At 62.8% G+C, this 20,858-nt stretch carries 17 protein-coding genes; 9 read left to right on the forward strand and 8 right to left on the reverse strand.

Annotation, left to right across the window (positions count from 1 at the left end):
• The first annotated feature begins 64 nt into the window (after positions 1-64).
• The 3 genes from wecC to ACYU8T_RS03150 all read left to right on the forward strand — a co-directional run bounded on the left by wecC (position 65) and on the right by ACYU8T_RS03150 (position 4,305).
• Positions 65-1,360: a UDP-N-acetyl-D-mannosamine dehydrogenase gene (gene wecC / locus ACYU8T_RS03140; protein WP_461158483.1), complete on the forward strand. Its 1,296-nt coding sequence runs from the start codon at positions 65-67 to the stop codon at positions 1,358-1,360.
• Positions 1,361-1,483: 123 nt separating this feature from the next.
• Positions 1,484-2,194, forward strand: coding sequence for a polysaccharide biosynthesis/export family protein (locus ACYU8T_RS03145; RefSeq protein ID WP_461158484.1), 711 nt, complete (start codon positions 1,484-1,486; stop codon positions 2,192-2,194).
• Positions 2,194-4,305 carry a GumC family protein gene (locus tag ACYU8T_RS03150; RefSeq protein WP_461158485.1) on the forward strand — a complete coding sequence of 704 codons (2,112 nt, stop codon included), beginning with the start codon at positions 2,194-2,196 and terminating at the stop codon, positions 4,303-4,305. Before ACYU8T_RS03145 ends, ACYU8T_RS03150 begins: the two co-directional genes overlap by 1 nt.
• A 239-nt stretch (positions 4,306-4,544) precedes the next feature.
• On the opposite strand, the gene ACYU8T_RS03155 is transcribed toward ACYU8T_RS03150, so the two are convergent.
• Complete coding sequence (locus tag ACYU8T_RS03155) at positions 4,545-7,217, reverse strand: coiled-coil domain-containing protein (RefSeq protein WP_461158486.1); 2,673 nt, start codon at positions 7,215-7,217, stop codon at positions 4,545-4,547.
• 79 nt (positions 7,218-7,296) lie between these two features.
• On the opposite strand from ACYU8T_RS03155, the gene ACYU8T_RS03160 reads away from it, so the two are divergent.
• From ACYU8T_RS03160 to ACYU8T_RS03175, 4 genes are all read left to right on the forward strand, one after another.
• Positions 7,297-7,599 carry an Hpt domain-containing protein gene (locus tag ACYU8T_RS03160; RefSeq protein ID WP_201514614.1) on the forward strand — a complete coding sequence of 101 codons (303 nt, stop codon included), beginning with the start codon at positions 7,297-7,299 and terminating at the stop codon, positions 7,597-7,599.
• A gap of 78 nt (positions 7,600-7,677) precedes the next feature.
• A complete protein-coding gene (locus tag ACYU8T_RS03165; protein WP_461158487.1) occupies positions 7,678-8,844 on the forward strand; it encodes a hypothetical protein in 1,167 nt (388 codons plus the stop codon).
• Positions 8,845-8,890: 46 nt separating this feature from the next.
• Positions 8,891-9,982 (forward strand): DUF2336 domain-containing protein, encoded by a 1,092-nt coding sequence (locus ACYU8T_RS03170; RefSeq protein ID WP_461158488.1) that lies wholly within the window; start codon positions 8,891-8,893, stop codon positions 9,980-9,982.
• Positions 9,982-11,364 carry a sensor histidine kinase gene (locus ACYU8T_RS03175; protein ID WP_247230796.1) on the forward strand — a complete coding sequence of 461 codons (1,383 nt, stop codon included), beginning with the start codon at positions 9,982-9,984 and terminating at the stop codon, positions 11,362-11,364. Before ACYU8T_RS03170 ends, ACYU8T_RS03175 begins: the two co-directional genes overlap by 1 nt.
• Positions 11,365-11,425: 61 nt before the next feature.
• Here the strand turns inward: ACYU8T_RS03175 and ACYU8T_RS03180 are convergent, their stop codons facing one another.
• Positions 11,426-12,712 carry a citrate synthase gene (locus ACYU8T_RS03180; protein WP_097092843.1) on the reverse strand — a complete coding sequence of 429 codons (1,287 nt, stop codon included), beginning with the start codon at positions 12,710-12,712 and terminating at the stop codon, positions 11,426-11,428.
• 10 nt (positions 12,713-12,722) lie between these two features.
• A complete protein-coding gene (gltX, locus tag ACYU8T_RS03185; RefSeq protein WP_461158489.1) occupies positions 12,723-14,186 on the reverse strand; it encodes a glutamate--tRNA ligase in 1,464 nt (487 codons plus the stop codon).
• A gap of 102 nt (positions 14,187-14,288) precedes the next feature.
• Here gltX and ACYU8T_RS03190 point away from each other — a divergent pair, with 102 nt between their 5' ends.
• Entirely contained in the window at positions 14,289-16,397 is a 2,109-nt protein-coding gene (locus ACYU8T_RS03190; protein ID WP_461158490.1) for a ComEC/Rec2 family competence protein, read from the forward strand.
• On the opposite strand, the gene lexA is transcribed toward ACYU8T_RS03190, so the two are convergent.
• Complete coding sequence (lexA, locus tag ACYU8T_RS03195) at positions 16,358-17,029, reverse strand: transcriptional repressor LexA (RefSeq protein ID WP_097091969.1); 672 nt, start codon at positions 17,027-17,029, stop codon at positions 16,358-16,360. The genes ACYU8T_RS03190 and lexA overlap by 40 nt on opposite strands.
• A gap of 151 nt (positions 17,030-17,180) precedes the next feature.
• Between lexA and ACYU8T_RS03200 the strand changes: the two genes are divergently transcribed.
• A complete protein-coding gene (locus ACYU8T_RS03200) occupies positions 17,181-17,336 on the forward strand; it encodes a hypothetical protein (RefSeq protein WP_176502205.1) in 156 nt (51 codons plus the stop codon).
• Between the two features lie 55 nt (positions 17,337-17,391).
• On the opposite strand, the gene ACYU8T_RS03205 is transcribed toward ACYU8T_RS03200, so the two are convergent.
• The 4 genes from ACYU8T_RS03205 to trpD are packed head-to-tail and all read right to left on the reverse strand — an operon-like array spanning position 17,392 to position 20,814.
• Positions 17,392-18,570 (reverse strand): molybdopterin molybdotransferase MoeA, encoded by a 1,179-nt coding sequence (locus ACYU8T_RS03205; protein WP_461158491.1) that lies wholly within the window; start codon positions 18,568-18,570, stop codon positions 17,392-17,394.
• Positions 18,567-19,037, reverse strand: coding sequence for a cyclic pyranopterin monophosphate synthase MoaC (gene moaC / locus ACYU8T_RS03210; protein ID WP_461158492.1), 471 nt, complete (start codon positions 19,035-19,037; stop codon positions 18,567-18,569). Before moaC ends, ACYU8T_RS03205 begins: the two co-directional genes overlap by 4 nt.
• Positions 19,034-19,825 (reverse strand): indole-3-glycerol phosphate synthase TrpC, encoded by a 792-nt coding sequence (gene trpC, locus ACYU8T_RS03215; RefSeq protein ID WP_461158493.1) that lies wholly within the window; start codon positions 19,823-19,825, stop codon positions 19,034-19,036. Before trpC ends, moaC begins: the two co-directional genes overlap by 4 nt.
• Complete coding sequence (gene trpD / locus ACYU8T_RS03220; RefSeq protein ID WP_461158494.1) at positions 19,822-20,814, reverse strand: anthranilate phosphoribosyltransferase; 993 nt, start codon at positions 20,812-20,814, stop codon at positions 19,822-19,824. The genes trpC and trpD overlap by 4 nt, the downstream gene beginning before the upstream one ends.
• Positions 20,815-20,858 lie beyond the last annotated feature (44 nt).

Genomic DNA, 20,858 nt, shown 5'->3' on the forward strand with positions numbered 1-20,858 from the left:
TACCGGAATCTTCAGCTTTTGCCTTCAAAAACAGCGGCAACTGATCGATTTCCAGGATTGAAGCATGCCCATCGACAAGCAGCAGAAGGTTTCCGTCATTGGCCTTGGCTATATCGGGTTGCCCACTGCGGCCCTGATTGCGCGCGGCGGAGCTCAGGTCGTGGGCGTGGATGTCAGCGCCCATGTTGTGGAGACGGTCAATTCGGGCCGAGTCCATATCGAGGAAGTTGATCTCGATGGCCTTGTCCAAGGCGTTGTTGCGCGCGGAAATTTGCGGGCCAGCCTGATCGTCGAACCAAGCGACGTCTTCATCATCGCAGTGCCCACTCCCGTGGCGGAGGATCGCGCTCCCGATATTTCCTATGTGCTGAACGCTGCACGGACCGTTGCCGAGGTGTTGAAGACGGGCGACACGGTGATCCTGGAGTCCACCTCGCCGGTGGGCACGACCGAAGCGATGCGGGACCTGTTCGCGCAACTTCGCCCTGACCTGAAGATGCCGGGCCCCGGCACTGCGGGAGACGTGGCGATTGCCTACTGCCCAGAGCGCGTTCTGCCGGGCCGCATCCTTGTCGAACTCATCGACAATGACCGTTGCATTGGCGGCATCACGCCACGATGCGCCCGCAAAGCGCTAGCCTTTTACCGCCAGTTCGTGCGCGGCGCATGCATCACCACCAGCGCGCGTGCTGCCGAAATGGTGAAGCTGGTCGAAAACAGCTTCCGTGACGTCAACATCGCTTTCGCCAACGAATTGTCCGTCATCGCCGAGGGCATGGACATTGATGTGTGGGAAGTGATCCGGCTCGCCAATCGCCATCCACGCGTGAACATCCTTCAGCCCGGACCGGGCGTTGGGGGACATTGTATCGCTGTCGATCCCTGGTTCATCGTTCATGGGGATCCCGAAAACAGCCGCCTTATCCGGGCCGCACGGGAAGTGAATGATGCAAAGACTGACCATGTCGTTGCAAAGGTGTCGGACCTGATCGATGACTTTGCGGGCGAGGATGTTGCTTGCCTTGGCCTTGCGTTTAAGGCGAACATCGATGACTTCCGGGAAAGTCCGGCGGTGAAAGTGGCGAGCCGTCTCGCCCGCCGCTATGGCCGCCGGATCAAACTGGTCGAGCCCTATGCCGACGCCTTGCCGATGGAATTTGCAGGCACTGGGGCGGAACTGATCGATCTCGATACGGCACTGGAACAATGTGGCGTATTCGTCATTCTGGTTGATCATGACATGTTCAAATCAGTTCCGGTGGACGAGCGTCTTGGCAAGGCGGTTTATGACACGCGTGGGGTATGGCCCGACCAGCCTCGCCGCCTGCCGCACGATCAGCCGGGGCGTATCGCGGTCTGACCGACTGCGGACCGTTGCGCGAGCGCGTGGCCGTGGTTGCCATGACCATTTCGCCTCGCTAACCCCACCGCAGGCATCCGCCGTCTGGCGGAATGCCTGAAATATGTGGGGAATTTGTCATAGATGGGCAGGCCGACCGACAGGACGCATCAGACTTTGGGCATCCTCTTCGGCTGCGCCCTGCTTGGCGGATGTGCGACGGCCGAAGATGCACCGCGTGAGGCTGCGGCCTATGCGTTGATGCCTGCCGCCCCGGCGGTGGGCATGGATTACCGCATCGCGCCCGATGATGTGTTGCGCGTGCAAATATATCATGAGCCCGGACTTTCGCTGGAAGATGCCGAGGTGACGGCGACAGGCATGGTCCGAATGCCGTTGATCGGAGACGTGCCGGTCGCCGGGCTGTCGGCGGGCGAGGCGTCCGACGTCATCGCGGGCAGGCTGGGCGAGCGTTATCTGGTCTCGCCGCAAGTCACCGTCTTCGTAAAAAAGGCCGTAGGCCGCCGCATCACGGTGGATGGAGAGGTGAGGGAGCCTGGGCTCTATCCCATCGAAGGCCGCACCGGGCTGCTGCAAGCCGTCGCCTTGGCGAAGGGCCCCAGCCGCCTTGCGAGCCTGAAGCAGATCGTCATTGTCCGTCAGGTGCAGGGCCAGCGGCAAGCAGCCAAGTTCGACCTGGACGCGATCCGCAAGGGTGAGGCGGCTGATCCTGAGGTCCTGCCCGGTGACACAATCATTGTCGGCCTGTCACGGGCGAAAGCGATCCTGGGCGGTACGCTGCTGGTTCTCCCGGCGCTGGGAGCGGCCTTCATAGCGCTGGACGGAGATCGTTGATGGCGGGGCGTATCATCCGCATCGACAATGACCACGCCTCCGCGATGCCGGAAGGGCGTAGCGCTCGCATGGTGACGATCGCTCGTTCCGCCTGGACAGCGATATGGCGGCACCGCATCATCCTGTTGGTCACCATGGCGCTTTGCGTATTGGCGGGCATCATCTTCATCCTTCTCTCCACCCCCGATTATCGCGCGACCGCGTCGGTAGAGGTCGAGGATGTGCCCGCAGGAGCGGCGGGGGCAGGGGCGACCCAGCGGCCGGTCGCGCCCGCAGACAATGAAGCGCTGATGCAAACCGAGCAGGAAGTGCTGCGCAGCCGCGCGCTTGCGGAAGATGTCGCGCGCGAGTTGGCGCTGGTGGGCAGCCGCACCTTCTTCGACGGCATGGATGAACGGCGCCCCGAGCGGGGATCAGGATCGCTCAGCCAGCGGCAGGTGGAAACGGAGGCGGTGATCAACCTCCTCCGCGAGAATCTGGACGTGCAGCTGCCCGGCAAAAGCCGTGTCATCCGCATCAGTTTCACGAGCGCGGACCCGACGCTGTCGGCGCGGGTGGCGAACAGCTATGCCGACAGTCTGATCCGGGCGGACCTGAAGCGAGGTTTTGAGTCCGGGGTTCAGGCGCGGCGGTTCCTGTTGGGTGAACTGGATGCCGCTCGCCGCGATCTGGAGCGCGCCGAGCGAGACCTTGCAACCTATGCCGCGAGGAATGGGTCGCCTTCCCAAGCCGCTGGCACGAAGGATGGTCTGCCTGACAGCGCCGCGGGGACGACCGCGACCCGGCTCGCGCAACTCAATGCCTTTCGCGCCCAAGCCATGGCAGATCGGATCGCGGCGCAGAAGCGGTGGGAAAGCGCGCGTCTGTCGAGCGTGGAGACGCTGCCTGAAGTGCTGAACAATGGCGCCATGCAACAGTTGATGGCGCAGCGGGCGCAAGCCCGGGCATCAGTCGTGGAGGAACGGCAGTTCCGTAAGGATGCCCATCCGGAAATGCGGGAGGCGCGCGCCCGGTTGGCGGCGCTCGACGATCAGGCTGCGGCGATGGCAAACAGCATCCGCGCGTCCCTTCGGGAGCAGTTTGACGTTGCCGTCCATGGCGAAAAACAGATCGAAGCCGAGATCGCGGGTGTGGAGCGCCAAGCGCAGGCGGAACGTGGGCGCGGCGTGCAGATGAGCATTTTGGAACGGTCGGTCGATACGTATCGATTGCTGCATGACAGCCTGCTCCAGCGCTATCGCGACATGGCGTCGCAGGCGGGGTTTCAAGCAGGGCGCATCCAGCCGCTGGACCGTGCCGCCGTTCCTTCACGACCATCTTCTCCCAATATTGGCACCACCATGCTGATGGCCTCGCTGGGAGGTCTGCTTTTGGGTTTGCTGATGGTTGCGGGACGGCATGTGTTCGATGACGCCGTGACGTCTGCCGACACATTGGCGGAGCGCGCTAACATGCCATTGCTGGGTACGGTCCCCGTGACCGACAAGCCGGCTGCGGAAACCTACGTCCCCATTGCATCTTCGCTGTTGCTTGCCTCCTCCGCAGGATTGCCGAAGTCGATCCTGGTCAGCAGCGCTCAGGAAGGCGAGGGGAAGTCTTCGACCGTCCACGCCTTGGCCCTGGCGCTGGCCAAGCTCGACCGCAGGGTGCTGGTGATTGACGCCGATATGCGCAGACCGCGCCAGCATGGCCTGTTCGGCATCACGCCTGACCGGGGCCTCAGCGAGGTCATGACGGGGCAGGCGAAGCCGGAGGACGTAACCGTGCAGAGTGGAATTCCCGGCGTATCGCTGCTGCCCAGCGGCGCCATACCGCCTAATCCGGCAGAGCTACTGTCCACCTCCGCGCTCGATGTGCTGCTGGCGAACGTCCAGGGCGGATATGATACGGTTCTGATCGACGCGCCCCCTATCCTGGGGGTTCCCGATACGTCGCTGCTGGCAGCAAAGGCAGAGGCGGCGGTGCTGATCGTGGAATGGGGCCGCAATCATCATGGCGGATTGCGGGTAGCAGTGGATCGTCTGCGCCGAGCGGGCGGCGCGATCATCGGTGCGGTGCTGACAAAGCAGCAGGGGCGCGCCTTCGAATATGAGTATCACAGAAACGGCTAGTGCATTTTCGAAGCAGATGTGTCTGCTGGCGTAAGAAATGCGGAAGACCAAAGCTGATGGAGCATGGTCCGATCCAGTCTGATCGGATTTTCCATTGGTGCCGCGTGATGGCGTTAGTCAGAGCCCCGTCTGCATGATTTATGGACGTATTCCTCAGCCAGCAGGTGGTATTCGCCGCTGAAGAATGGCTGTACCATGGAATGGAAACGCGTAGCCGGGATGAACCCACGGCCATGCGTCTATTGGCGAAGCCGCTCGATAGCCTGGGCGAGGGCGACATAGAGCTTGCCCATGTCCGACGAAAGCACGGCAACCCCGAGCGCGTTGCCGTCCCGTGCCGACAGGATGATCCGCAGCAGGGATTCGAAATCATGAATGTACCGGTTCACATGCTCCTGGAACTCGGCGTCATTGTCATAATGCAAGGCGATCTCGCGCGATTCGCCTGCATCCAGCAGCTTGACGGCGCGGCGGGTGAAGACGCCGCGATCTCCCTTTAGATAAGAAGCCCAAGCGGAATCCGTCACATCGTTCGACAGGATCTTGGCGACATCGATCGAGGTGCTGTTGAGCGATTCTATGAGCAGGGCAGAGCGGCGGGCGAAATGATCCCGGTCGCGGTCTTCTGCGGCTCGTTCTGCTTCCTCGATCCGCGATTGAACGCTGGCGCTCGTATCGGCGATGGTGAGTAGCTGCCGCGTAAGGCGATCGGACGCTTGGTGCGCCGCCCGAACGGCTTCCTCCGCGACTTGAGCGAGCTTTTCGATCTGCGCTGTGACCTTGTCATTGACAGCCTGCTGCAGCGCGACTTCGCTTGCTTCGGCGAGCGACTGCGCCGCATCTGGAATTGCGCGGCCCAATGCCTGGCGCGCGCGTTCGGCGGCCTGATCAGCCGTGTCCTTGACGCGCAGCAAGGCGGTCACCAGCAACGGGCCAGCGCCCTCGGTGATCCGCGTTGCATCTTCATGGGCATGGTCGAGTGCCGTGCGCAGCTTTTCAACCAGCTCGCGATTGGCCTCGACCCCGCTTTGCGTGCTTTCCAGCCATTCGGTGAGCCGACGGCCTTGGCCGCGCAGCAGCTCTTCGGCTTCCTGCGTGCGGCCGACCAACGCTTCGGAAATTGCCTCCAAACGCTCCATTTCGGGGGCCGCGCTGTCGAGCAGCTCGCGGCTGGTGGAAATGCGGGCATCGAAACGCTGAAGCGCGGCCGGGAAAGTTTCGTCCAGTTCGCGAACGCTCGAATCGAGTGCCACAAGCAGGGTTTCGGCGCAGCTGATGAGCTTTTCTGCCGTGACCCCGCCGGCTGCGAGCGCTTCATCGATGCGCTGTGTCTCGACCGTGAGGCGCGAAAGTGCGTCGGTGAGGCGGTCATTGCGCGACAGGGCGCTTTCTTCCAGCGCGGCGAAGCGTGACTGCGCGTTGTCGATGGCATCGCCAAGCGTCGTGTGCAGCCCAGCCACCAGTGTACGCTGTCCTTCGACCAGATCATTGATCTGATGCAGGCGGCTTTCCACTTCCGTCATATGGTCGGAAATGGCGGAGACGGTCTCATCGCCGATGCTGGCGATATTGCCGCGCGAGCGGGTGACCAATGCGTCAAGTGCCTCAGCCTGCCGGGCAAGACCTTCCTCAGTGATCGTCACGCCTTCGTGAGCGCGAGCGAAGGCAGCTTCTGCGCGTGCGCGAAGCTGAAGCTCGATCTCTTCGGCGTCGCGAGACAGAGCGGCAAGGGCATTCTGGCTGGTCGCGGCGATTCCTGCTTGCGCGGTCTCGACAAGGGCGCGGAGTGACTCCGCCTGCGCGGTGAGATCGCGATCGGCCGCCGACATGCTTTGTTGTGCGTGATCAACGGCATTTTCCAAGCGCTGCCGCACATCGCCTTCAACCCGGTCGAGATTTTGCGTCAGTAATTCGATCGTGGCTTCGGCACTGTTGGTGATGCCCGCGCGCGCTCTTTCCAGAAGGCTGGCAAGGGTGCTTGCCTGGCGATCGATTTCGGCGGCGCCCTCCTGCATCGTCAGGCGGGCACTTTGCGCCGTGGCGTCTATCCGCCCGGCAGCTATGTCCGCCATTCCGTTCACTTCTTCCGTCGCGGAGCGCGTGGCTTCCTGCAGCTGGGTGAGCTGGCTCGACAGGCTCTTCGTGGCGGTGAGGGTGCGCGCCCGCGCATCGTCGGACAGTTCGCCCAAAGCATGGAGCCGGGCTTCCAGAGTGTCGATACGCTCGGCCAAGGCATGGCCATTGTCGATGATCTGGGCGGCCATGCGGGTGGCGCGCTCTTCCAGTTCCGGCATGGCTGCTATCAACGCGTCCATGCGGCCGACCAAGGCAGTGCCTGCACGCTCGGCTGCTTCGGCCTTTTCCGTCGTGCTGTGCGCGCGGCTGGCGATCAGCTCGGCTGATGCTTCCATATTGCTGCTCGCGGCTGCGCCGTAGCTATCGAGCAATTCCGCCTGATCCTGCATCGCATCGCGAGCGGTAGCGAGTTGGCGGTTGATGCGGTTCAGCCGGGCTTCGAGCTGCTCTGCTTCCGTATGCAGCACGCGCGCGGCGTCCAGATAGCGGCGCGATTCGGCCCTGCTGGTGCGAGCGAGCAACAGATAGCAGACCCCGAGGCCCACCACCGGCAGGAGCATGGTCGTGACAAGGCCGGGCCAGGCAGCAGGTCCCGCCTGCCATTGATGCGTGGATATGGTGGCCCAACCGGCAAAGCCCAGCCACAGCAGCGCGGCCAGCCCGAAGATAGCCTGCGTTCGTCGATCAAAGGGATCGCGCCGCTCCACGGCTTCGTCATCGGTGTCTGCGTCCTCGACGACCTGCTCCAACAGCAGTGCTTCGTCCTTTTGCAACTCGCCAGTAGTCGCAATGCTCTTGTCTCGCCAGAATTCGACGATGGTGCTGCCCCCGTTCATGACCCCATCCTATCATCTTTTCCGCGCAACAAAATGCCCTGTTACCAAAACTTAACGCAAGCCCGATAGCGTTCGGCCCATGTCCTATGATCCTGGCGCCTTGAATGCTGCTCTTGCTGCCGCTGTCGGCGAAGATTTCGCACTGATCGCGGATCTGCGTGTGGCCTTCATGGAGAGTGCCGAGAGGCAACTCGATCTTCTGCGCAACGCGCAGAATGATGTCGGCTGGGAAGTCGCATCATGGCGGCTGAAGGGTTTGGCGGCGAGTTTTGGCCTCACCCATCTGATGGCGCTGGCTGATGAGGCGGCGGATTGTACGCCCGGAGATCCGCGCATTTTGCGTCAATTGCGGATGGCGATAGACCGGCTTCAGCAGAGCTGAACCGCAGCAAGCTTGCGTGATGGCAACAGCCTTGCGAAAAGGCGGGGTCACACAAGAACGGGTCAGTTCCATCTCAGCATGACTTTTGCCGCCATTCTCAGCGCCAGCCGGGCATCCAGCGATTCTTCGGGCGCACTTCGCGCCAGCCTGCACTTTGCGGGCCAGACGCTGGTGGAATATCAGGCGCGGCAGGCTGCTCGGGCCGGGGCAGACCGGATAATGATCTTGGTGAGCGTCATTACGCCCGCCCTGTCGCAGGCCGTCGATCGGTTGAGCGCCGATGGCATCGCTGTCGCCTTGATCCGCGATATGGTCTCCATGGTGCGGGACGCGCCGCGCGACGCCGATGTCGTCCTTGTTGCTGACGGGGTCGTCATCGCGCAGGGGCATTTCGATGCGATCGCGGAGCGGGATGGCAATGCCCTTCTGGTCACCGACGACAGCCGCGCCAGCGCTCCGTTCGAGCGGATCGACGCGGGGCAGCGCTGGGCGGGCCTTGCCCGGATAAGTCCTGACCTGCTTTTCGGTACGCTCGACATGATCGGCGATTGGGACCTGTCGCTGACGCTTGTGCGTGCGGCGGTGCAGAATGGCGCACGGCGGATCACGGTGCCGCAGGATGACCTGTTGACCGGCCGTGTCGCGCTGGTCGATGGGCAGGCGCAGGCGGACCTTGTCGCACAGGCGGTGATGTCCGCCGGATCCCTGGCGAAGAGGGTGCGCGGCCTGGCTGAACATTATCTCCTGTGCCCCGCTGCCCGGTTGTTCAGCCCGGCTTTGATGCGCACGCAGGTTCCCGCGACGCAGGTGCGCGTTGCCGCCATGGCGTTGGGGGCTATCGCCCTGGTGCCGATCGAATTGCTCTGGCCCGCGACAGGGTTTCTGTTGTTGCTTGTGGCACTGGCGCTTGCCGAAATCGCGGATCGGCTGGACGAGCTCGCTCTTCGCGCTCCCCCGGCCGGGTGGGTAGCCTTTGTCGTTCCTTTCTTCGCCGTCGGAGGAATATCGCTGGCCGGTGGCAGTGTGTTGGCGACATGCCTCGCGCTGCTGCTGGCAATCATCCAGTTGGCCGATCGCTGGCAACGGACCGGGGGCGCCAGGGCGTGGATGATCTTCACGCCTGCCAGCGCGGTCGTTCTGTTGTTGCTGACGACGCTGCTAGGGGCGACGATGATGGGCTATGAAGTCGCGATGCTGGCCGCGATCGCCTCTGCAGGCGCGATCATCTTACGCAAAGCGACCTGAATTTATTTCGGCGATAGGGTTTAGTGCATTTTAAGGACGTGCAGCTATGTTGCCCGTCATGAGCGCCTTTTCGTTCCTTACCGGACCGACTGCGGCGGACAGTTGGCCTGCGGCTCCCGTCCTGGCCGGCATGTCCGCCGTTCCTGTAGGTCATGCCATTGATCTGGCCTTTTTCTTTCCCAATGAGGGACGGGAGCGGCATGACGCACTGATGGCGGAAACACGCCGCCATCTCGGTGGCTGTGTCGCTGGCATCGAGCATTCGCTGCGATTCGCGCTGGAACGGCCTGACCTGACGAGCATCCTGGCGCAACATCCTGAACCTGTCTGTTGGCCCACCATCTGCGCCCAACCGACGTTGCTGGGACCGGCATTGCTGTCCCATATGCAGATGCGCGCTGGCGTGACTCTCCTGCTAAGGCAATTTGGCCAGCCGGACGACCGGTTGGATGAAACAGAGGCGGAAATCCTCTTCCCGGCCGATGATCCTGCCGTGACCGAATCGCTGGTTGCGCTTGCCATAGCGGAAGGGCGCTGGCTGGCGCTGGGCGGAGAGGATGACGCGATGCAGCCGGACCTTCCGGCGGAACATTATGCCGAGCTCATGTGGACAGCAGCGGCATGTTTGATGGCAGTCGTTCAGCGCACCTCGCTTGTAGACGCCGGAGAGATATTGCCTGCTTTTGAAAAGGCGGGTTGGTCGCTGCTGGCCGAACATGACGAAACGCGCGGGCCGATTGCTGCGGCGGACAGGCTGGTGCGGCGCCTGGGATCACGAGCCGACATGCCCGAGTTGCTGGGGGCAGCCCTTAGCCAGAGGCGCTTCCTGCTGTTCGCGTCACTTGCAGCCCGGCGGCTCCGCATGGATGGCGCGCATGTGGCGGACATATTGGTGATGGGCCCTATCACTGAACTGGCGGCGCTCTGCCGGTCGCTCGGCGGTTCGGATGCGGACTACCGGCATTTGTTGCTGGCGCTGCGTCCCGTACGGCCTTCACTGACCGACGCTGCCATCATCGTCGAGGCAGAACGGTATCAGTCGTTGACAGAGGGGCAGGCGGACGCTTTGGTAAATGCATTGCGCGCGCCTCGTTCGCTCCGCGCGAAAATCGATCATCTGCGGCGGATCACCACCTGATGAACATGCCGGCGCATCCTGCCATCATCCGCGCTACCGTGGCGGCGAACGGATTGCTGCTGAGCGCAGATGCACCGTTGCTGGCTTTGCAGCGGGAGGCGGGGTCGGATGTCGGGGCGGTCCTTGCCATTCCTCAACTTGCGGCGCTGGCGCGGCTGGCGTCGCGGCTCTCCATTGCCGTGTCCCGTACTGTCACCGCCGCCACCGAGCGGGGTGACGTGGACATGTGGGTGCGCGCCAAACCGGAAGCTGACGGAGTGCAGCTTTCCGTCATTGAGTGGAACGAGCGGGCCGCGGCAGCGGCGCCCACGGACATGATACGCCGGGAGGCAGACATTGCGGCGGTCTCGGAGGGGTGGACCTGGCAAGTCGATACGCAGTTGCGGTTTCAGATGGTGCTGGAGGGTGCTGGGCCGGAAAGCGCTCTGCCACAGACACCGCCTTTGCCCGGCAGCCGTCTGACCAGCTATTTTGAATTGCGCCCTGACGAGGAAGGCGACCTTGCCATTTTGCGCGGCTTTGCGCAGCGGCGAGCCTTTCGGGACCAGATCGCCACGTTGATCGCAGAGCCCGAACAATGTTTCCGCCTGTCCGGTTTTCCGATGTTCGATCTGGCGGGGCAGCTGTTGGGTTATCGGGGCAAGGCCTTTCCCTTGGATCGGGCCATCCTTGCGCCGCATGTGCCGCCTGCACCGGCCGTCGTCATATATCCGGCGGAATTCGGACGTCGCCTTGACAGGTCCTTGCGCCAGCCGCTGGGCCGGATCATCGCCAATGCGGATTCCATCAACGCCCAGTTCGACGGTCCCTTGCGGCCGGATTATGCGGGTTACGCGTCCGATATCGCAGCGGCCGGGCGCCATCTGATGGCTTTGATCGACGATTTGGCTGACTTGCAGGCGATCGACAGGCTGGATTTTACCGTTGCTACCGAGGATGTGGACCTTGCCGACATCGGGCGGCGGGCGGCGGGCCTGTTTCTCGTCAAGGCTATGAGCCGCAAGATCCGGATCATCTCGCCAGAGCCCGATCAGAAAGCCATCGCGACAGGCGAGTTCCGCCGGGCTTTACAGATCCTCATGAACCTCGTCGGCAATGCGGTGCGCTATGGGCCAGAGGATAGTGAAGTCAGGATCGAGACCGGCGTCGATGAAGGGCGGGCCTGGATTGCCGTGATGGACCAGGGCGCCGGTGTTCCCGAGGATATGCGGGAGCGGATTTTCCACAAATTCGAGCGGCTTGGCCGCAGCGATCCTGGAGGTAGTGGCCTCGGCCTCTATATTTCTCGGCGGCTGGCGCTTGCTATGGGCGGGGATATTCACATCGGTGATGCCCCTGATGGAGGGGCGCGCTTCATGCTGACCCTGCCGGCCAGCGAATAAGCCGCAAACAAAAACGGCGCCCTGTTGGGCGCCGTTTCCATTTTCACCAAAGCTGCGATGATCAGCGCTGGCTGACCGGCACATAGTCGCGCTGTGCGGGACCCGTGTACAGCTGGCGCGGGCGGCCGATCTTCTGCGCGGGGTCGGAGATCATTTCGTTCCACTGCGCCACCCAGCCAACGGTGCGAGCGAGGGCGAAAAGAACCGTGAACATCTCGGTCGGGAAGCCGATCGCGGACAGGATCACGCCCGAATAGAAGTCCACATTGGGATAGAGCTTCTTTTCGATGAAATAGGGATCATTGAGCGCGATCTGCTCCAGTTCCTTGGCGACGTCGAACACCGGATCGTTGACGCCAAGCTTTTCCAGAACATCCTTCGCCGTCTTCTGCATGACGGTCGCGCGTGGATCGTAATTCTTGTACACGCGATGGCCAAAGCCCATCAGACGGAACGGGTCATCCTTGTTCTTCGCGCGGGCGATATATTCAGGGATGCGGTCGACGGTGCCGATCTCACGCAGCATGTTGAGCGCGGCTTCGTTCGCGCCGCCATGCGCGGGACCCCAAAGGCAAGCGATGCCGGCCGCGATGCATGCGAAGGGGTTGGCGCCCGACGAACCAGCGAGGCGGACCGTAGAGGTCGATGCGTTCTGCTCATGATCGGCATGAAGGATGAAGATCTTGTCCATCGCATCGACGATGACCGGATCGGGCTCATATTCCTCGGCCGGGACCGAGAAGGTCATACGCAGGAAATTGGCGGTGTAGCTGAGGTCATTGCGCGGATAGACGAAGGGCTGACCCACCGAATATTTATAGGCCATCGCTGCGATCGTCGGCATCTTCGCGATCAGGCGGTGGCTCGCGATCTTGCGCTGTTCCGGATCGTTGATGTCCGTCGAATCATGATAGAAAGCGGAGAGGGCGCCGACGACGCCGCACATGATCGCCATCGGGTGCGCATCGCGGCGGAAACCGCGATAGAAGGTGGTCAGCTGTTCATGCACCATGGTGTGGCGGGTGATGGTGCGTGTGAAGTCTTCCAGATCCTTCTTCGAAGGCAGTTCGCCGTTCAGCAGCAGATAGCTGACTTCCATGAAGCTCGACTGTTCAGCGAGCTGATCGATCGGGTATCCGCGATGCAACAGAATGCCAGCGTCGCCATCGATATAGGTCAGGCCCGAATCGCAGCTGGCCGTGGACGTGAAGCCCGGATCATAGGTGAACATGCCGGTATTGGCGTAGAGCTTGCGAACGTCGATGACCTTCGGGCCGACAGAGCCGCTCAGGATGCCATATTCCTTGGCATCGCCGCCGACCGTCAAAGTGGCATTATTGTCCGACATCTCGTTCTCCTTAATTGCCAACAGCCGGCGATGCCTGCCTGGCATCCGCGAGCCGCTCCAAGCTCCCGTCTTTTCCAAGAAGGAAAAGAACATCAAATATCCCCGGCGAAACCGTGCGACCGGTCAGCGCCGCGCGTAGCGGCTGGGCCACTTTGCCCAACCCCAATCCGGCTTCCTCTGCCACGCGGCGGATCGCTTCCTCGATCGCTTCGATCGTCCAGGACTGGACGGAATCAAGAGCGTCGGCTGTCTTCCCAAGCAGCTCGCGCGCCGAGTCGTCTAGCAGAGCGATTGCCTTGTCGTCAAAATCCAGAGGACGGCTCTTGAACAGAAACTCGGCACCCTCGGCGATTTCGTTCAGGGTCTTGGCGCGCGGCTTGAGCGAAGGCATGGCCTGCGCAAGCAACGTCTGGGCTTCTTCCCCCAGGGTTGTACCAAGCCGTTGCGCGACGCGGGGCAAGACCAGATCCGCGAGGCGCTGATCGTCCGCTTCGCGCAGGTAGAATGCGTTAAGATTTTCCAGCTTCTTGATGTCGAAACGGGAAGGAGAGCGGCCTACGCCGCCAATGTCGAACAAGTCGATCGCGCGTTCCCGCGAGATGGTTTCTTCGTCGCCATAGCCCCAGCCCAGACGCAGGAGATAGTTGAGTACCGCCTCGGGCAGCATCCCCATGTCATCGCGATAGGCGTCGACACCAAGAGCGCCGTGCCGCTTCGAAAGCTTCGCGCCGTCCGAACCGTGGATGAGGGGGATATGAGCGTAGACAGGCTCTTCCCAACCCATCGCCTTGATGATCCCAAGCTGGCGGAAGGCGTTGTTCAGATGGTCGTCACCGCGGATCACGTGCGTGACGCCCATGTCGTTATCATCGACGACTACCGCGAGCATGTAGGTGGGCGTGCCGTCCGAACGCAGCAGGATCATATCATCCAATTCTGCATTCTGTACCACCACGCGACCCTGCACGGCATCGTCGATGACCGTCTCGCCCTCACGCGGCGCTTTCAAGCGGATGACGAAGGGCGCGCCGACCGGAGCTTCGGAAGGATCCCGATCGCGCCAGCGGCCGTCATAGCGCATCGGTTGCTTCGCGGCGCGCTGCTGCTCGCGCAGTTCCGCCAACTCTTCCGGAGTCGCATAGCAACGATAGGCGTGCCCGGCGGCCAGCAATTGGTTGGCGACCTCCGCATGACGCTGCGAGCGTTGGAACTGGAAAACAGCGGGCTCGTCACCGGAGAGGCCAAGCCATTCCAGGCCGTCGAAAATCGCGGCGACCGCTTCTTCGGTGGAGCGGGCGCGATCCGTATCTTCAATGCGCAACAGGAACTTGCCGCCATGATGCCGGGCGAATAACCAGTTGAACAACGCTGTACGCGCGCCGCCGATATGCAGAAATCCCGTGGGCGATGGCGCGAAACGGGTTACCACCTGCTTGCTCAAACCCGTTGCACTCACCGCTTTATTCCTCGACATCCGCCTTGCTCAATCATGAACGCGACGCCCCCTAGCATGGCTTTTGAGCCACGACAAACGTCCGTTGCCCGGATTATGACAGGCGGCGGACATCGATTTTTCATGGCTGTCGAAGCTTGGCTGGAGTCGGAGCGCGAACAGCTTCCGCTGTGGATACCGGTCGGCCTGGGGCTAGGAGTCGGCGCTTGGTTCTCTCTCCCTAATCCATTGGAATGGCTGGGCTTCTGCTGCTGCGCCCTGGCTCTCGCCTGTGGCGGGATGATGCTGCCGGCGGGCGGTCGCTTGCGCCAATCGATGATATTGGGGGGCTTGCTCGCCGCCTTTGGCTGTGTGCTGATTTGGTGCAAAGCCGTGGCTATCGGATCAGCGCCATTGCCCCGCGCGATCTTTATGGAGGTGACCGGCGAAGTCAGGACAGTTGATGCCGTTCCTGCCGAGCAGATGAGTCGTGTGAAGATAAGACCGATCGGCACGGCTGGACTGCCCCCGCTGATCCGGGTGAACATGGCCGCGGCGGATGTGCCTGAAGGGCTTGGCAGAGGTGCCATCATCCGATTCCGCACCCGGTTGATGCCTCCTGCCGAAGCAAGCCTACCAGGCGCATATGATTTTTCGCGCCGCGCCTATTTCCAGGGGATTGGAGCTACGGGAAGAGCGTTGAGGCCCATAACGGTGCTGCGTCCATCTACCGATGGCCCGCCTCTGCGCAATCGCCTGTTCGCGCACATATTGGAGAAGGCGGACGGCGATGGGACCGGCATCGCCGCAGCGCTGGCCACGGGCGATCAGGGCGCGATCAGCGAGGCGGACGCTGAAGCAATGCGGCGCAGCGGCCTTGCCCATCTGCTTTCCATCAGTGGCCTGCATGTCACCGCATTGATCGGGGCGGTCATTTTCCTGCTGATGCGCATCATGGCGCTCAGCCCGCGTGCGGCATTGAACTGGCCGTTGATGCTGGTCGCGGTGGCAGGCGGGGCGTTGGCGGGGATTGGATATACCCTGCTCACCGGGGCCGAGGTTCCGACGGTTCGGTCCTGTGTTGCCGCGCTGCTCGTGCTCGGCGGGCTTGCGCTTGGCCGCGAGGCAATCACGCTGCGATTGATAGCTGCCGGAGCGTTAGTTGTTCTGCTGCTGTGGCCAGAAGCTTTGGTAGGCCCCAGCTTTCAGATGAGCTTCGGGGCGGTGATCGCGCTCGTGGCCTTGAGTGAGCATCCTCGCTTCCGCGCTTTTGCGGCGGCTCGGGAGGAGGCAGGGTTTCGGCGATTGATGCGGCACCTGGTCATACTCCTTCTTTCCGGTTTCGCGGTGGAACTGGTTCTCGCACCGATCGCGCTGGCGCATTTCCACAAGGCGGGAGTGTTGGGCGCTTTCGCCAATCTCATCGCTATTCCCCTGACCACCTTTGTCGTGATGCCGCTTGAAGCGATCGCCTTGTTGCTGGACGTCGCGGGTCTGGGCGCTCCGGCTTGGTGGCTCACCGGCCGAGCGCTCGAACTGCTGTTGATGATCGCCCATGGCGTGGCGGCAAGTTCGTGGGCGGTCGTTACCGCGCCGGTCGTTCCAAACTTTGTTTTTGGGATGATGGTGCTGGGCGGGCTTTGGTGCCTGCTCTGGCGGAATGCCTGGCGCTGGTGTGGTTTAGTGCCCGTTGCCGCGGGCGTCGCCGTCATTGTGCTGAGTTCACCTCCGGACATTCTCGTCACGGCTGATGGACGGCATGTAGCGGTGCGGGAGCAGGATGGCAGCATGGCGATCCTGCGTGAGCGGGCAGGCGATTATGTCCGGGACATGATCGCCGAGAGCGCAGGTTATGAGGGGACTTTGAGCCCGATCGCGGCACTGCCCGAAGCGCGCTGTTCGATTGACCTCTGCCTGGTCGCCATCAGGGGAGGAGGGCGCCTGTGGCAGTTGCTGGTAACGAGGACAGGCGTCGTCGTTCCGAGGGAAAGCCTGCAACGGGACTGTGCGCGCGCGGACATAGTTATCGCGGATCGCCGCCTGCCCGCCTGGTGCCGTCCGCGCTGGCTGAAAGCGGACCGGCGGATGTTGGCGCGCACGGGCGGGCTGGCAATCGATCTTGATGGAGGGACGGTACGGACTGCCAAGAAGGCGGGCGACGCACATCCGTGGGTTGTGCAGCCGTCCTACTTACCGTCCCGCCACAAGTCCGATCAATTATATCGCCGCAGCAATCCCGCGAGCTTGCCCTGAATGCGCACCTGCTTGGGATCGTAGATCTGCGCTTCATAAGCGCTGTTCGCCGGGTCAAGCCTGACCTTCGGCCCTTGCCGATGGAAATATTTGAGCGTCGCTTCGCTTTCCTCGATCAAGGCAACGACGATCTGGCCTTCGCGAGCCACTTCGGTCCGCTGGATCAGCGCGAAATCGCCATCGAGAATGCCTGCGTCGACCATAGAGTCACCGGAGACCTCCAGAGCATAATGGTCCCCAGCACCCAGCAGTGCCGCTGGAACGGACAGCATATTCTGTCCTTCCATGGCTTCGATCGGAACACCCGCCGCGATCCTGCCGTGCAGCGGAATTTCGATCACGTCATTTGCGGCGATCGGAGGCTTTGCAGCCAGTTGAGGCTTGGGCGGAGAGACGGCCTTGGGCGCGCGGTTCATCGCTTCGGGCAGCTTCAGCACTTCGAGTGCGCGTGCGCGATTTGGCAGGCGGCGGATGAATCCGCGCTCTTCCAGCGCATTGATCAACCGGTGTATCCCGGATTTTGATCGCAGGTCCAAAGCTTCCTTCATCTCCTCAAAAGAAGGCGAAACACCGCCTTCCTCGAGCCGATTTTGAATGAAGCTCAGCAATTCCTGTTGCTTAGGCGTCAGCATGCCCGCTTGTCCTCCATGGAACGGATGGAGAACGCATAGGAAACGGAAGGGGGCGAGTCAAGCGGCTTGCGCCAAGCGTAACGAAAGGAACGGACCTGCGTCACAGCCGTTCAATAGCCGCCTTCCTAAAGAGGGTGAATAGGAGAGAATGATGGCGAACCAGAACAACCAGGACAGCAATCAGCGCCGCCAGCAGGGTGGCGACCGTTCCAGCCAGGGCGGCCGTCAGCAGCAGCAGGAAAACCGTCAGGGTCAGATGGGCGAAAGCCACAAGGACAAAGGCGGACAAGGCAAGCAGCAGCGCTGATCGACCTATTGGTTGAAGCATGGGAAGGGGTCGCGTCGCGGCCCCTTTCTCTTTGCTAAAGCGGCAGGATGGTGACTTGCTCTCCGGCGGTTGCCGGGGACGAACCTGCGGGCCGCACGATAAGGCATTCCGCTTGGGCGAGCGCAGCGGTCGCAGCGCTGTCCTGCGAGGTGACCGACACCAGCCCATCGGCAGTGTGGAAGGCGCGGAGATAATCATCGCGCTCGCCCGTCGCCGGAAGCGGCGCTGCAAGTGATGCGATCGCGGAGCGCGGGAGCGGATCCGCCGCACCGGCCAGGTGGCGGACGAGCGGCAGCAGGAACAGCGTGGCGGTCACGAAAGCGGATACGGGGTTTCCGGGCAGGCCAAGGAAGATGCTGTGCCCGAGCTTTCCGGCCATCAGAGGCTTGCCGGGCCGCATGCGGATCTTCCAGAAATCGAGACTGCCGCCCGCTGCGGCAAAGGCCGGGCGAACCAGATCATGATCACCAACCGACGCCCCGCCGGTCGAAAGGATGATGTCGGCCTTGGCGGAGTTTTCCAGCGCCTTGGTCAATGCTTCGAGGTCGTCGGGGATGATGCCGATGTCGATCACCTCCGCTCCTATGGCGCCGAGCATCGCAGCAAGCATGGGCGCGTTTGAGCAAGGGAGGCAGCCGGGCGGGGTGGGCGCTCCGGGGGGGACAAGTTCATTGCCGGTGGAGATCAGGGTGACGCGGGGTCTGGCGCCGACCGGAAGGCTTCCATGTCCGCCCAGGACGGCGAGCGCGATCTGGGCTGGGCCGAGCGCTGCTCCGGCTGACAGGAGCCGTTGGTTCACGGAAAAATCCGTCGCGGTGGCTCGAACATGCCGCCCTGCCTTCAGCACGTCGCCGCGCGGATATAGGAGTCCATCGCGAAGCTCGGCATCTTCCTGGATCAGGATGGCGTCCGCTCCGGGAGGAAGTGGCGCGCCGGTGAAAATGCGGCAGCTCTCCCCGGCCGCCAGTGCCGGGGGAAGGGCTGCTCCCGCCGTGCTTTCGATGGCGATCCGCCAGGGGCCGGGCCATTCTGCTGCCCTGATCGCGTAGCCGTCCATCGCGGAGAGATCGGCCCAGGGTTGGTCGCGCAGGGCAAATATATCGCGTGCCAGCCACCGGCCTGCACAGGCAGATGCCGTCACTTCTTCCTCTGGCAGGCGGCTGCCCAGCGCGAGCAGGCGAGCCTGAGCCTCCGCGACCGGGAGCAGGCTCATGGGGCCCGCCAGTCGCCCGACTTACCGCCCGATTTGGCAAGCAAGCGAACGTTGCCGATAACCATGGCTTTATCCAGGGCCTTTGCCATGTCGTAGATGGTGAGCAGCGTTGCGGAGGTGGCGGTGAGTGCTTCCATCTCAACGCCTGTCTGTCCAGCGCTTCTCGCAGTGGCCGTCACCGTGACGCCCTGTGGCTCAAGATCGAAATCGATGGAGACGGACGTCAGCGCTATCGGGTGACACAGGGGAATGAGGTCTGCGGTCCGCTTCGCCGCCATGATGCCTGCGACGCGAGCCACAGCGAGCACGTCGCCTTTCTTGACGAGGCCCTGGGCGATGGCGGCCGATGCTTCGGCGCTCATGGCGATATGACCCGTAGCAATCGCTTCGCGGGAGGTTATTTCCTTTGCCGAGACATCGACCATATGGGCCGATCCATCTTCATCAAGATGGGTGAGCTTGCTCATGCGCCGGTCAGCAGCGCATGGGTCGCCGCTTCTACATCGGCTTGGCGCATCAGGCTCTCACCCACCAGGAAGCAGCGGACGCCATGTTCGGACATGGCGACGAGATCCGCATGACTGCCCAAGCCGCTCTCTGCAACGAAGGTGCAACCTTCCGGCGCTTGGCCGACCAGTTCGTAGGTACGAGCGAAGTCTACGCTGAAGTCACGCAGGTCACGGTTGTTGACGCCGATCAGCCGTGAACGAAGCTTGAGTGCGCGCTCCAGTTCATGCGCGTCGTGCACCTCCACCAGCGCGTCCATGCCGAGGCCGAGTGCCGCGTCCTCGATCTCTGCCATTTGGCCGTCATCAAGCGCGGCGGCGATGATGAGGATGGCGTCGGCGCCTAGCGAGCGGCTTTCCAGCACTTGCCAGGGGTCGACCATGAAATCCTTGCGCAGGACCGGCAGGGCGCAGGCGGAGCGGGCGGCCATGAGATAGTCGTCATGGCCCTGGAAATAGGGCTCGTCCGTCAGGACGGAGAGGCAGGCGGCGCCTGCGGCGGCATAGGCCTGGGCATGGGCAGGCGGGTCGAAATCTTCGCGGATGAGACCCTTGGAGGGGCTGGCCTTCTTTATCTCGGCAATGAGGCCGAAGCCTGAACGTGCGGCGCTGTCGAGAGCTTGCCGGAAACCACGCGGAGGCGTTTGTTCGGATGCGCGGGCGTGAAGCGCTGAGACGGTTGTGGCAACCTTGCGGCGGGCCACTTCCTCACGCTTCGTGTCGCAGATTTCGATCAGCTTGTTCGTCATTTATAGGCAATCCAGCAGTTGAGCAGCGCATTGGCAAGGCCGCGATCGATGGTTTCGGCCGCTTCCTCGACGCCTTCGCGCAGGTCCGCAACGGCGTCCGCGACAAGCAGCGCTGCGGCGGCGTTGAGAAGGACGGCGTCGCGATAGGGGCCTTGCTCGCCCTGAAGAAGGGCGCGGAGGGCAGCGGCATTGTGCGCAGGGTCGCCGCCGCGAATGGCTTCCACGGGATGCGTGGGAAGCCCAGCGTCGGCAGCGGTAAGCCGGCGCATGGCGACGAGTCCCTGCGCGGTGACTTCCGCGACGTCATTGCCGCCCGCGAGCGACAGTTCGTCCAGACCCTCGTCACCCGACACGATCATGGCGTGATCGACGCCCAATTCGGCCAGCGCCTCGGCGTAGATGGGCACATAGGCGGGACGGGCAATGCCGACGAGCTGTCGGCGGACCGCCGCCGGATTGGCGAGCGGCCCCATCAGGTTGAAGATGGTGCGCTGGCCGATCGCTTTGCGGATCGGGCCAAAGCGTTTGAGCGCGGGATGATGTTTTTGCGCAAAGAGGAAGCAGATGCCGAGATCGCCAAGCGTGGCTTCCGCTGTGTCGGCGGCGCGATCAAGGTCGAGGCCAAGCGCTTCGAGCGTGTCGGCGGCTCCGGCTTTCGAAGAGGCTGCGCGATTGCCATGCTTGGCGACAGGAACGCCAGCGGCGGCGACGACGAGGCTGACGGCAGTGGAGACGTTGAGCGTATGATGCCCGTCACCGCCAGTGCCGCAGACGTCGATTGCGCCGGGGGGGGCAGTGACCGGGATCATGCGGGCGCGCATGGCGCGCGCAGCGGCGGCGATTTCCGTGGCGCTCTCGCCGCGCTTCGCCATGGTGACGAGAAAGGCTGCGATGTCCTCTTCGGGCAGGGCGCCGTCGAACAGAAGATCAAAGGCGCGTGCAGCCTCGGTTGTGCTCAACGGCGTAGCGGGATCAGGCAAGCGGGTCATCGCGCCTGCCTTAATCATGATGGGTGGCAGGAGTCGAGGGCGGG

It is taken from the genome of Sphingobium sp. TomMM35A, from assembly GCF_054771735.1.